This is a genomic window from Carboxydocella sp. ULO1 (genome assembly GCF_002049255.1).
Classification (GTDB): Bacteria; Bacillota.
Map to the genome: position 1 here is coordinate 17,028 of NZ_BDLQ01000123.1, position 12,562 is coordinate 29,589.

Consider the following 12,562-nt stretch of genomic DNA (forward strand, 5'->3'; position numbering starts at 1 on the left):
CCATTTTCCCTTCTTTTTTGTCAAATTTTTCTCTTTTGCAGGAATAGCGCACCATCAGCCTTGTTATCTCCCATGCAGCCTTTTTTACGGGTATTTTCCTCTAAGGGTGTGACATCTACTGTCACTCTAACATAGGCCTGTGTCACCGCCGGTGTATAATTGACCCAGAGGCAACGAAAAGGAAATGACCCACCCCCTGGCGAAATATCCCTCTGATACCACAGCAAAGGATCGGAGGGAAATAAATGCTAGGGAGTGGATCTATTATCATGTTGCATGAATTAAAAGAAAGGGGCAAGAGTATTCTTGCAATCGCACGAGAAACAGGTCATTCCAGAAATACGGTAAGAAAATTCCTCATTTTAAGGGACTATGTAAGGCAATTTAGACCTCCAAAACAGGTTCCTGACGTATGCCGCTATGAAACCAAGCCTGGCCAGCAAACCCAGGTTGACTGGGGCGAATACACCTATATTGACGAGGAAACCGGTGAAATACGTAAGCTTTACGTCTTTGTCATGGTGCTGGGCTACTCCAGAGCCATATACGTGGAATTCACAAACCGCTGTGACGTCCATACCTTCATCCGCTGTCTAATCCGCGGGTTTGAATACTTCGGCGGAATAACCGACATAGTTCTTAGCGATAGAATGAAAACCGTAATACTTGGCACCGATGAAAACAGAAAGCTCATATGCAACCCTACCTTTTAAGACCTTGCCGCAAGCCTTGGATTTATTCCTAAAGTGTGCAGGGCACGGCGTCTCCAAACCAAGGGTAAAGTAGAAAGCGGCATAGATTTTGTTAAAAGCAACTTCTTGCCGGGTAGGAAGTTCGTAGACTACGGTGACTTAAACCGCCAGGCAATAGTGTGGTGCGAAAAGAAAAACAGGAGAATACACGGTACTACCGGGAAAAGGCCTATTGACCGCCTGAAGGAAGAAAACCTCAAACCCCTGCCTGAGTTAAGTCCATATAATTGTGTAAAAAGGGCAATTTAAAAAAGTTGAGCCATCCCCACCCTCTGGTTAGAATTAAAGGTGACCAAACCAAAAACCTAACTGGAGGGATGAGAAATGGCTCAATATAATATTACCCATTGAATTCCGAAATTTCGCACCACCTCATTCTCAATGGAGCAAAAGATGAAGGAGTAGCTAAACTTTTAGAATCCTTGCTTAGTCAAATACTCCGAGCCAGGCCAAAGAGCAAATCAAAGCTGACCCTTACGAAAGAATTGACGAAAGACAAGATTGTCGCAATGGCTATTATCCAAGAAATTTAGTTACCCGTGTAGGTATGCTTACCTTAAGAGTTCCAAGACTTAGAGAAGGTAACTTTACTACTGATATCTTTCGCCGTTACCAGAGAAGCGAACAGACACTTTTGCTGGCATTAATGGGAATGGTAGTTAATGGCATGTCTACCAGAAAAATCGAAGAGATAACTTATGAACTTTGCGGTACAGACTTTTCAAAGTCTACAATTTCAGAACTCTGTAAAAACCTTGACCCGATTATAACCAGCTGGAATTCAAGGCCTATTAGATAACACAGCTACCCCTTTATCATATTTGATGCTATGGTCATAAGAGTTAGAGAAGATGGCAGTGTCCGTCAACGGGGTGTATTAATTGCTGTTGGTGTAAACGCGTGAAAGAGTGATTAGGATCTTCCCTAATCGGAAATCGGCTATCCGGTTAATTGGCGCTTTGCTAATGGAACAAGATGAAAAAAGCCCATTTAACAAGTGAAACGAACTTATTTTCAAGACAAACTCGCCACATAGCCAAACACCATCAGAATCAATTTTCTTCTTTCTTGTTACAATACTGCAAAATACTCTAACAAACCCTCTTCCCATTAAACTCATTCATCGCCGCCACTATCCCCTTGTCCACCACCGCCAACACCCGATCTACCGCAGCAGGAATTATGCGCCCCAGTGCCGCCCGTTCCTCGCTACTAAAAGGCTCCAGGACATAATCGGCAGCACTCTGGCCTGACCGCGGCCGGCCAATCCCCACCTTGAGGCGGGGAAACTCCTCTGTTCCCAGGTGGCTGATAATCGACTTGATCCCATTATGGCCGCCAGAACTCCCCCTGGCCCTCAAGCGTAGCTGACCAAACGGGTTATCCATATCATCATAGATAACCAGCACATCTTGAGCGGGAATTTTATAATAACGGGCCAGTTCCCCTACGGCCTGGCCGCTCAGGTTCATGTAGGTCTGAGGCTTGACCAGCAGCAATTTTTCCCCCTGATAATTTACCGAAGCTACCAGCGCGCCGGCCTGCTGCTTGAAACTGCTAACCCCTACCTTATCAGCGAGGGCATCAATCACCAGAAAACCGACATTATGCCGGGTCAATTCATATTGCGGGCCGGGATTGCCCAGTCCCACCAGCATCTTCATATTCTCGCCCTGGTTCAAAAAACTTGACTGTTTTTATTTTCAGTCAAGTCGGCCCCCAGACCAGGCTTTCGCCTCCTTTCCAAATACTTGATTTGCCCCCGCGGGGCAGGGCGACAGGGGACCTCGGCCCGGGAGTCCCACCCGGAGCCCGAACGAAGAGGTTATCCTCTCCCGTACCCCAGGCTCGCCTTCGGAATGTCTTTCGGCACCCGCAGGTCGAAGTAAACTGGAGTAGAAGCGGCAAGCTCACCGCCGTCCGGACCGTCCTGTTAGGACGCCTACCGGTTTCTCCGACACCGGCTAAACGGGGTCACCATACGGACAGGGCCAATAACTTCAGGTCAGGCCAGACGGAGTTATACGCCTCCTGCTGACACGGAGCAAGCCCGTTATGCACAGAAAGCCTCTCCTCCAGCCGCCTCAAGCAGGCCCTGACCCCACGGGTCATCCCTTTTCCTTCCCCAGGTCTATCAGGATTATCCTTCCGGGTCAGGTTTTGCTTGATTTGCGATACCAGTTGCCTGAGTTCTTCAGTCACCCGTTCCCTGAAGCCCATCGCCCGGCGTCCTGTAACCAGTGCCGCCGCGCAATGCACCGGAACGGCGTAACGTTTCATATACTTCCAGTAACCTATGGTTGAAATATGCCGGGGTGATACTAACTTGAAAGGCACCCCTTCTTTCACCGCTCTCCGATACATTGCCCCTACCATCTTCGCAAATGGAAAATTAGAGGCCATGCGGTTAAACTTTTTATTAGTGTCTAGCCTGTCTTTGCTAAAGTTAAGGTTTTCTAAAACAATGGGTTTGCCTGAAAAGAAAGCTATATCTACCACTACTCTGGCTAAAACGCCTATCAGGTAGTTACGCCGGAAGCTGGAAGCATGGGCTAAGTCTGGTATTCTGATATAAAGAAAACCGTTCGGGTAAGGGATAACCTGAAACTCTCCTTCATACTTGCCCAGGTTGCCGGGATAAGGAACACTGAAACCCTCCGGCCACAGCTCCGGCTGGCCGGAAGCGCTAACGTTACACAGGGCTACCCCATCAGGGTTTGTGTCTATAGCCAGACAACCTTTAGCAAAGTCCGGTTCCTGCACCCTGACCACTTCAAATGTCAAATGTACCAAGTAGCGTCCTTCCAGGGTGCGGATCAGTTCTACCGCATAGGGTAACTTCATGGCCAGCCATATCTGCACCAGTTCCTGTTGGGGTTGCCTCCCTTGCTCTCGTCTCCCCGGGAGTAGAGGCGATTCCTGCGGGCGTGCCGCCATTTTTCACGGGCGGCCCGGCCCTGGCAGACCTTTTCCCACAGCCTTCTGCCCCCAAAGACTACCTTTGGCATTGTCCCCTTCTCCCGGTAGTCCTTCAGTTCAGCCAGCCTTTTTACCAGTGAAACCACCCGATTGTTCCGCCCCTTGACTGTCAGGCTGAGTTTCTTCCTGGCCCGGCCCAGTTTCTTTTCTGTTTCTTCATTTTCTAACTTCAGCAGTTCTGTTTGGGAGTCCAGCAGGGCCTGTGCTTTAAGTCTGGCATCATCCGTATAGCGGGAGTTCAGCCCGAAAAGTTCTTGTCCTGACTTCTTGATTTCATGGCGGAAAGCACCTTCCAGGAGCCGGTTAAAGGCCCACCGCATACAGGCACAGAAGAGACGCATCTCCGTAGTCAGCGGGTCTTCTTCGCCCCGGCTCCACTTCGAAGACCGGTGAGCCGGGTAAATCTCTGGAAAAAACTCCCCGCACACAGTTATGCTAATTTGTTCTTCTCGTGTTTCTTTGGCATTCCTGATCAGCTCCCCGAAACCCTGCCGGACTTTGCTGCCTCTCCAATGGATAATATTCCATGCTTTTATAATAGTAAAATAGTTAGGTACAATCAATTATAGTATAGTTTTCTGAAGCTGCTGCATACCTCCCTTGCTCTCCCTCATTATATACAACCAGAGCCAGCAGAAGCAAGTAACCCCCTGCCAGTGGGCAGAGGGTCACTTTATTATGATGCCGCAGTGGTAGTCGCTTGTTTGGCTGGTACGGATTCAACCACTTTCACTTCTACGTCCTCGACCTGCATCCTGGGTGCAATCACTGCGGCAATAATAGTATCGGGATCCTGGGCAATCTGGCAACCAGGCGGAACAGGGATATCCTTGACCCGGATCATTCCGCCTATTTTCAGGTGACTGATGTCAATGGTGATTTCCGCCGGAATATCCTGGGGCAAACATTCCACTTCCAGCTGGCGAACATTAAACTGAATAATGCCCCCGGCCTTTACCCCCTGGGCTTCTCCCACCAGGTGCACCGGTACCTGGGCATGAACTTTGCGGTTTGTTTCCACCTTTTGCAAATCCACATGCAGGAGCTCTTCCGTAATAGGATCCCACTGCACTTCCTTGATCAAAGCGTCAATAGGGCCCGTAGGCAAGCCGGAATCCAGTCTCAGCAAGCGGGTACGGCCGCCCGGACTGTTGAGCAGTTGCCGCAATTGTACTTTATCCACTGCGACCAAAATACTGCCATCAATACCATTACCATATACAACTCCCGGCACCCAGCCGGACCGGCGCAGGCGGCGATTATGCCCTTTTCCGTCTCTCTCCCGAATTCGGGCTGTCAGATTTTGACCAGTCAATGACTACACCTCCAAAAAAAATAATACCAGCACCATTTGTTTGTGCTGGTATTATGCCCGTTTTAGATAAGTATTATACCTAGTCGAACAGCATACTCACTGACAGGTCCTCATGAACGCGCAAAATGGCTTCACCCAGAAGCGGCGCAACTGACAGGACCTTGATTTTGTTGCTGCGTTTTTCCTCTGAGAGGGGAATGGTATTGGTTACCACCAGTTCCTTGATGGGAGAGTTTTCAATGCGGGAGATAGCAGGACCGGATAAGACCGGATGGGTACAGCAGGCATAAACCTCTTTCGCCCCCCGCTCAATCAAGGCCTGGGCACCCAGGGTGATAGTCCCGGCGGTGTCGATGATATCATCGATCATGATCACTGTCTTGCCTTCGATATCGCCTATGATGTTCATTATCTCTGCTACATTCGGTTCCGGCCGCCGTTTGTCAATAATGGCAATGGCACTGCCCAGCCGGTCAGCCAGAGCCCGGGCCCGGGTTACTCCGCCCAGGTCAGGGCTGACAACAATAGCGTTCTCCAGGTTCTTGTTGCGGAAATATTCGGCCAGGATGGGAACCCCGGGCAAGTGGTCCACCGGAATGTCAAAAAAGCCCTGAATCTGACCAGCATGTAAATCCATGGTCATTACCCGACGAGCTCCCCCGACGGTAATCAGGTTAGCCACCAGCTTGGCAGTAATGGGATCCCGGCCCCGGGCTTTTCGATCCTGCCGGGCATAACCGTAATAAGGAATAACGGCAGTAATGCGGCGAGCAGAAGCCCGACGCAGGGCATCAATCATAATCAGCAGTTCCATCAAATGGTCATTGGCCGGGCTACAGGTGGGCTGAATGACAAATACATCCGCCCCCCGTACGCTCTCATTGATTTTGACCACGATTTCGCCATCACTAAAGCGGGAAACCTGAGCTTGTCCCAGATTAACCCCCAGATATTCGGCGATTTCCGCTGCCAACGCCGGGTTGGCATTACCGGTAAAAATTTTCATCTGGCGCACACCCATGATTTATGCTTTACCTCCTTCGATTGCTTCGCGCCGAGCTTTAGCCCAGCCTTCCCGGTTTTTTTGCGGCGCCCGGGCCACCCCCAGGGCATCAGCCGGTACATCCTTAACAATAGTGGAACCAGCGGCAACCAGGCTCCCGGCGCCAATAGTTACCGGTGCGACCAGGTTGCTGTTGCTGCCAATAAAGGCGCCATCGCCAATAATGGTTTTTGATTTTTTGTAACCATCATAATTGCAGGTGATGGTGCCAGCCCCGATATTAACCCCGGAGCCAATCTCCGCATCTCCTATATAACTGAGATGGGGCACTTTGCTGCCCTGGCCAATCACTGCATTTTTAATTTCCACAAAATCGCCCACCTTGACCCCGGCCGCCAGGTGGGTACCAGGGCGCAAGTAAGCAAAGGGCCCGATAGTACAGTCATTGCCGATCTCCGCCTGCAAAACCACGCTGAACTGGATCTCCACCCCATCTCCAATCTGGCTGTCCATAATTTTGGTATCAGGACCGATCTGGCAGCCAGCTCCGATAGTGGTTTTGCCTGTCAAGTGGGTATTGGGGTAAATGACGGTATCAGCGCCGATTTTGACCTCCGCCTCTATATAAGTAGTGGCCGGGTCAAGAATGGTTACTCCTGCCAGCATCTGCTGCCGGTTAATGCGTTCCCGGAACAGCCGGTTGGCTTCTGCCAGGGCCACCCGGTCATTGATACCCATCACCTCTGTATCATCTGACAGCTGCCAGGCCGCTACCTTTTGCCCTTGCTGCCGGAAAATAGCCAGCACATCCGTTAAATAATACTCCCCCTGGGCATTGTTGGGGGTGATTTGCTGCAGGGCGGCAAAGAGGGCCTGCGCCTGGAAGCAATATGTACCGGAGTTGACTTCCCTGATGGCTTTCTGCTCCGGGGTAGCATCCTTTTCCTCCACGATGGCTGCCACCTGACCCTGTTCATCCCGGATAATCCGGCCATAACCTGTCGGATTTGCCAGCGTCATGGTCAGTACCGTAGCCACTGCCTCTTGCTGGCGATGGTACTGGGCCAGAGCCGCCAGGGTTTCACCGCGCAACAAAGGGGTATCTCCACACACAACCAGAATATCTCCCTCAAAATCCCGCAATACAGTCTCTGCCTGCATGACAGCATGACCTGTACCCAGTTGTTCTTTCTGTTCTACATATATCTGCTCCGGCCCTAAAGTGGCCTGCACCTGTTCTGCTCCATGCCCGATAACCAGCACCACCGGTTGCGCTCCGGCAGTACGGCAAGCTGCCATGACATGGCTGACCATCGGTTGGCCCCCGACCGGATGTAATACTTTGGGCAGCCGGGACTTCATCCTTGTCCCTTTTCCTGCTGCCAGGATGACTGCTGCCAGCCCTTCCAAAAAAGACGCCTCCTTTATATGAGCTATCCATTTGTTATTATGCCTAACTTTTTGTATATTCAACAGCTTTCCCTTAATTCCTGCCCTTCTGCCGCGAAAAATGAAAAAAAGAGGGGTCACTGCCCCTCTTTTTTCCTATAGACCTTTTACTTTACTCATATCATGGCAACCGCTACAGGTTTGTTTATATTTAACAGTGAATGCCTCACTATTCATGTGCACATCATGGATTTTGTTAACAAATTTTTCCCTTTTTTCGGGAGATAGCTTATGACAATTCATGCAATCAGCAATCAGCGCATTCTTGTCAATTTCCGGGTGATTGGGTATCAATTTGGTTTCGCCAGCAAGGGAAACATCCTTTTCCTTGCCATCTTTAGTCTTAATGACTTTACCAGGTGCATGGCAATCATTACAACCATTTTTTGCACCTGTCAGAGAAATGGTAATTTTCTTGGCGGGCTGTTGCTCAGGCTGGGTTTGGGTGGTCGATTGCTTGGTTTCAGTAGCTGGTTTTTCCTGTTTTGGCTCAGACTTGTTGGTAGCACAGCCGCTTAATAGACTTGCGCCCAGCAAAAAGGCGAGCAAAGGTACCAGTACTTTTTTAGTCATTTTATCTCCTCCTCTCCTCTTTTGTAATTATTATAACAAAATGACCGGCAAAAGGCAAATTTCTATATTTTATGAAATAAAACCCAAAAAAACACCCCGCTGACGCGGGGTGTTGCTGTTTAAGCACTGACCTGTTCCTCTACCATTGCCTGTTGATAGGCGTCCAGAACCACCTGGGAAATCAGCTGCCGGAAATCTGAAGTTATAGGATGGGCGATGTCACGGTAATGCCCCTCAGAAGTCTTGCGGCTGGGCATCGCCACGAATAAGCCCTTTTGACCCTCCACCACTTTGATGTCATGGACAACGAAGACATTGGACAGGGTGACAGAGGCAATTGCTTTCAGTTTTCCTTCCGGGCTCAGTTTCCGAATCCGTACATCGGTAATATTAAGCATAGTCTCACCACCTTCCTGGTTGCCTACTAGATATTATTTTCCAATACAGGTTATTTTATTCTCTCCATCCCAAAAAAATCCTGCTTATTTGTGCTAAAAGTTTCATACAAATTCTTACACAATTATTCACATAAGGCTATTACCTCAATCTCAATATCGACATCTTTCGGCAGGCGGGCTACCTCTACCAGGGAGCGGGCCGGCGGATTGGCAGTAAAGTATGTAGCGTAGATTTCATTAATGGTGGCAAACTGATTCATATCCTTAATAAATACCGTTGCTTTTACCACCTTATCCAGAGAGCTGCCGGCAGCTTCCAGTAGACCCTTAATGTTATCCAGCACCCGGCGGGTCTGGGTTTGGATATCCCCGGTAACCAGCTGGCCAGTGACGGGATCAATGGGAATCTGACCGGAACAGAATAGCAAATTGCCCACCTTGACCGCCTGGGAATAGGGTCCGATGGCCTGGGGTGCTGCGGTAGTAGAAATAATTTCTTTTGTCATTGCTCGTTCCTCCTTTAACTAACTATTTCCACTTGATAGTGGTTATTCTGCAGTATCGCCAGAATTTCCCCAATATGTTGATTATCCTGGGTTTCCAGTTCCAGGATCACTTCCGCCTGGGTATAGGTTAAAGTCGGACGGGTACGATCATGGGTAATGGAGATGACATTGGCCCTGGTACCAGCGATCAGCTCCAGCAATTTTTGCAAGCTGCCGGGCTTATCCACCAGAATGGTGCGAAAGCGCAAACGGCGGCCAGCTTTGCTGAGACCGCGATTAATAATGGTCGCCACCATGTTCACATCAATATTGCCACCGGAAAGGACAATCGCAGTTCGGCCGCTGAAAGGCAGCTTGCCTGCCAGCAAGGCTGCTACGCCTACTGCTCCCGCTCCCTCTACAATGGTTTTGCCCCGTTCCAGCAGCATGAGAATGGCCTGGGCGATTTCCTCATCCGTAACGGTCACAATCTCATCCACCAGGTCATTGATAATCTGAAAAGTTAGTTGTCCCGGTTTTTTAACTGCAATCCCATCGGCAATGGTATCCACCTGAATGATCTCCTGCCAGCTGCCGGCCCGTTTGGACAGGTACATAGCCGGAGCTCCGGCCGCCTGAATCCCGATCACTTTAATGCGGGGATTGCGACCTTTGATAGCTGTAGCCAGTCCGGCCACCAGCCCCCCGCCGCCGATAGGGGCTACCACCACTTCCGGTTCAATCTCCTCTAGAATCTCCAGGCCGATGGTCCCCTGCCCCGCTATGACTTCCGGGTCATCAAAGGCATGAACGAAAGTGGCTCCGGTTTGTTCCTGAATCTCTTTGGCCTTCTGGTAAGCCTCATCATAGGAAATTCCGCTCAACACTACTCTGGCCCCATAACTGCGGGTAGCGGATACCTTGCTGAGAGGAGCTCCCTCCGGCATGACAATGGTAGCCGGAATGCCTGCAGCACTGGCCCCGTATGCTACTCCCTGGGCGTGGTTCCCTGCTGAGGCGGCTATTACCCCTTTGGCCTTATCTTCAGGGGACAGGGTTAAAATCCTGTTATAGGCGCCCCGCAATTTAAAAGAACCGGTTTTTTGCAGATTCTCATGTTTTAACCAGACTTCCCGACCACTCAGACGGCTGAAGGTAGTGGACAGGTCCAGGGGAGTGCGGTGAGCAACCCCTTGAAGGCGGACTGCCGCCTGCTCAATCATGGTCAAATCTACAATTGCCACAGACCTTCCTCCTCTGCCAGCGGCTGGGTTACCCAGGCCGCTGGCCGGATTTCCACCTGTTTCTTTTCCTCATCAATATTTACCAGCTCCAGCAGGGAGAAATAGTCTCCTACCAGTTTCTGTTCCGGCTCCACAGTAGCGATCAGGACGCCGGTTCCTACTACTTCCGCTTCAAATTCCTGGAGCAGTTCTTTCATGCCCCGGGCCGTACCCCCGGCTTTCATGAAATCATCAATGATCAGGACCCTGGCCTGCCGGGGCAAACTGCGCCGGGCCAGGGCCATGGTCTGAATGCGTCGTGTGGAACCGGAAACATAGTTGATACTCACCGATGACCCTTCGGTAACTTTGCTGTCATCCCGGGCGATGACCAGAGGCACCCCCAGAGCCCTGGCGGTCATCATAGCCAGGGGTATGCCTTTGGTTTCCACGGTCAGGACATATTCCGGCGGCTGGTAGACATAACGGGAAGCGAAGATCTGGCCGATCCAGCCGGCGATTTCCGGATCATAGATAATATCATTCATATACAAAAATCCGCCCGGAATGATGCGTTCCGTCTCCTGTAACCTCTGACAGAGCTCTTTCGCCAGTTTGGCCCGTTTTTCCGCCCCGATTAAAGGCAAAAAACGAACCCCACCGGCTGCTCCCGCTACAGTTTCCACTATCCCCAGCTGTAACCGGGCTATAGTTTCCTTGATCAGCCCAATATCCTCACTGAGGCTGGATTTGGCTACTCCCAGTTCATCAGCAAAATAGGTCAGGGGAAAGAGATGATGGGGTCGATTGAGCAGTTCCTGTACGATAATAATTGTTCTGGCACTGCGTTTAATTTTCACGGGAATCACTCTCCCATTTCCCGAATATTTTATCCATTTGAGGCAAAAAAATTTCATTTTTCCATCATTATAATAAAAAAAACATCCTCTGTCCATGAGGATGTTCAGAAATATTGGCCTTTTTCCAGCCAGAGCCAGTCTTCCTCCTTATCCAGGTCCAGGGCAATTTCCGGATGGGGACAAATCACCGCCTGACCGGAAAACCCTGTCAGTTGCTGGAGCTTGCGGGCAATATCGGCAATGGTCAGGGTTTGCCGCCACCAGCGCCACAGAAAAGTGGGCCCCAGCAATCGTGCCAGGCGCCAGGGCTGCTTGCGGGCGGAAATAAAGCGTTCCAGCAAATCCATGCAGTTATCCATTACCCCGGCCCGAATCAAAAAAACATTGCCTCCGGTAAAAGTGCCTTCAGCCAGACGGACATATGTCCGTCTTACCCCGGGATAAAGGCGGTCATTGTCCTCCTGGCGAACAATAGGATAATAGGCATCATGTTCCCCCTGGCAATCGGTAAGAAATTCCTGCAAATGCCGGGGGGACAACAAAGGCATATCTCCTGAGAGGAGCAGGATATATTCCCGGTTACCCACTCCTCGCCGCCGCAGGGCTTCCCAGCCAATTTGCAGGGATTGAGAAAGATTTTCGCCTCCCTGTACCCAGGCTATCCCCGGGGGCAGGGGCCAGGGCGACTGGGCCACCGGTCCCACAACCAGTGCCTCTTTGACCACCTGGGCTGACCAGAGGCATTCAATAATGCGCTTTAACATGGGCTCCTGGCCTAACGGACGTAAACATTTAGCATCACCGCCCAAAACCAGGGCACGCATTAGCCTTTCGCCCCTTCCTCCTCCATTTTGCGCATCATGTTCAACATGGTGTTTTCCGCATTTTCGATATGTTCGCGAGCCAGTTGCTGGGCCAGTTCTACATTCCGTTCTGAAATGGCTTCCACGATTTTGCGGTGTTCCTCCAGGGCCACCCGCATCCGACCGGGATGGGACAGAGAAGTCATGCGGAAACGCTGGATCTGTTCCCGCAGGTTGCTGACAATCTGCACCAGCCGTTCATTGCGGCTGGCCCGGTAGAGAATATCATGGAAATCGGTATCAGCGGAAATCAGGGAAGTCAGGTCATCCGCTTCTGTCGATTCCGCTACCTTAACCAGACTGCGCTCTAACGCTTCCAGTTCTTCTTCGGTTATGCGCTCTGCCGCCAGGCCGGCAGCCAGACTCTCCAGCGCGGCCCGCACTTCAAAGACATCAGCAATATCCTTCAGGGAAATGCCAGCTACATAGGCCCCTTTCCGGGGTACCATTACTACAAAGCCTTCCAGTTCCAGCTTGCGGATGGCCTCCCGTACCGGTGTCCGGCTCACTCCCATTTCCTCGGCTAACTGAATTTCCATCAGCCGTTCCCCGGGTTTCAGGGTACCATTGATAATGGCTTCCCGCAGGGATTCAAAAACGATTTCCCTTAAAGGTTTGTAACTATCCAGTTTGACCGGGATTAATCTTCTTTCCATGGAACT

The 12,562-nt window shown here is 50.7% G+C and carries 14 protein-coding genes and 2 pseudogenes; 3 read left to right on the top strand and 13 right to left on the bottom strand.

From position 1 onward, the window contains the following. Nucleotides 1-245: 245 nt before the first annotated feature. From istA to ULO1_RS15465, 3 genes and pseudogenes are all read left to right on the top strand, one after another. Nucleotides 246-977, top strand: a pseudogene (istA, locus tag ULO1_RS12430) (IS21 family transposase); the annotation flags it as partial. A gap of 99 nt (nt 978-1,076) precedes the next feature. Continuing rightward, a pseudogene (locus ULO1_RS15260) lies at nt 1,077-1,650 on the top strand (transposase); the annotation flags it as partial. A gap of 10 nt (nt 1,651-1,660) precedes the next feature. Next, nucleotides 1,661-1,753 (top strand): transposase, encoded by a 93-nt coding sequence (locus tag ULO1_RS15465; protein WP_143325466.1) that lies wholly within the window; start codon nt 1,661-1,663, stop codon nt 1,751-1,753. Between the two features lie 90 nt (nt 1,754-1,843). On the opposite strand, the gene pth is transcribed toward ULO1_RS15465, so the two are convergent. The 13 genes from pth to ULO1_RS12495 all read right to left on the bottom strand — a co-directional run bounded on the left by pth (nt 1,844) and on the right by ULO1_RS12495 (nt 12,556). Continuing rightward, nucleotides 1,844-2,416 carry an aminoacyl-tRNA hydrolase gene (gene pth / locus ULO1_RS12440; RefSeq protein WP_079933698.1) on the bottom strand — a complete coding sequence of 191 codons (573 nt, stop codon included), beginning with the start codon at nt 2,414-2,416 and terminating at the stop codon, nt 1,844-1,846. Between the two features lie 310 nt (nt 2,417-2,726). Continuing rightward, nucleotides 2,727-3,614, bottom strand: coding sequence for an IS200/IS605 family accessory protein TnpB-related protein (locus ULO1_RS15265; RefSeq protein ID WP_242947960.1), 888 nt, complete (start codon nt 3,612-3,614; stop codon nt 2,727-2,729). Then, complete coding sequence (locus ULO1_RS15270; protein ID WP_242947961.1) at nt 3,593-4,294, bottom strand: hypothetical protein; 702 nt, start codon at nt 4,292-4,294, stop codon at nt 3,593-3,595. The genes ULO1_RS15265 and ULO1_RS15270 overlap by 22 nt, the downstream gene beginning before the upstream one ends. A 113-nt stretch (nt 4,295-4,407) precedes the next feature. After that, nucleotides 4,408-5,046, bottom strand: a complete 639-nt coding sequence (locus tag ULO1_RS12450; protein ID WP_079933691.1) for a 50S ribosomal protein L25 — start codon at nt 5,044-5,046, stop codon at nt 4,408-4,410. Nucleotides 5,047-5,125: 79 nt separating this feature from the next. Then, nucleotides 5,126-6,067 carry a ribose-phosphate pyrophosphokinase gene (locus tag ULO1_RS12455; protein WP_078665722.1) on the bottom strand — a complete coding sequence of 314 codons (942 nt, stop codon included), beginning with the start codon at nt 6,065-6,067 and terminating at the stop codon, nt 5,126-5,128. 3 nt (nt 6,068-6,070) lie between these two features. Continuing rightward, on the bottom strand, nt 6,071-7,459 hold the full coding sequence (glmU, locus tag ULO1_RS12460) for a bifunctional UDP-N-acetylglucosamine diphosphorylase/glucosamine-1-phosphate N-acetyltransferase GlmU (protein ID WP_079908049.1): 1,389 nt from the start codon (nt 7,457-7,459) through the stop codon (nt 6,071-6,073). A 135-nt stretch (nt 7,460-7,594) separates the two neighbouring features. After that, nucleotides 7,595-8,071, bottom strand: a complete 477-nt coding sequence (locus ULO1_RS12465) for a hypothetical protein (RefSeq protein WP_079908048.1) — start codon at nt 8,069-8,071, stop codon at nt 7,595-7,597. Between the two features lie 119 nt (nt 8,072-8,190). Further along, a complete protein-coding gene (spoVG, locus tag ULO1_RS12470; RefSeq protein ID WP_078665724.1) occupies nt 8,191-8,469 on the bottom strand; it encodes a septation regulator SpoVG in 279 nt (92 codons plus the stop codon). A gap of 122 nt (nt 8,470-8,591) precedes the next feature. Beyond that, the gene (locus ULO1_RS12475; RefSeq protein ID WP_079908046.1) at nt 8,592-8,975 is read right to left on the bottom strand and encodes a RidA family protein; all 384 of its coding nucleotides are present in this window, start codon (nt 8,973-8,975) and stop codon (nt 8,592-8,594) included. A gap of 14 nt (nt 8,976-8,989) precedes the next feature. Then, entirely contained in the window at nt 8,990-10,177 is a 1,188-nt protein-coding gene (gene ilvA / locus ULO1_RS12480; RefSeq protein WP_079933699.1) for a threonine ammonia-lyase, read from the bottom strand. A gap of 8 nt (nt 10,178-10,185) precedes the next feature. Beyond that, nucleotides 10,186-11,037, bottom strand: a complete 852-nt coding sequence (gene purR / locus ULO1_RS12485) for a pur operon repressor (protein ID WP_242946690.1) — start codon at nt 11,035-11,037, stop codon at nt 10,186-10,188. Between the two features lie 104 nt (nt 11,038-11,141). Beyond that, nucleotides 11,142-11,861, bottom strand: a complete 720-nt coding sequence (locus ULO1_RS12490; protein ID WP_078665726.1) for an NTP transferase domain-containing protein — start codon at nt 11,859-11,861, stop codon at nt 11,142-11,144. Next, nucleotides 11,861-12,556: a GntR family transcriptional regulator gene (locus ULO1_RS12495; protein ID WP_078665727.1), complete on the bottom strand. Its 696-nt coding sequence runs from the start codon at nt 12,554-12,556 to the stop codon at nt 11,861-11,863. The genes ULO1_RS12490 and ULO1_RS12495 overlap by 1 nt, the downstream gene beginning before the upstream one ends. Nucleotides 12,557-12,562 lie beyond the last annotated feature (6 nt).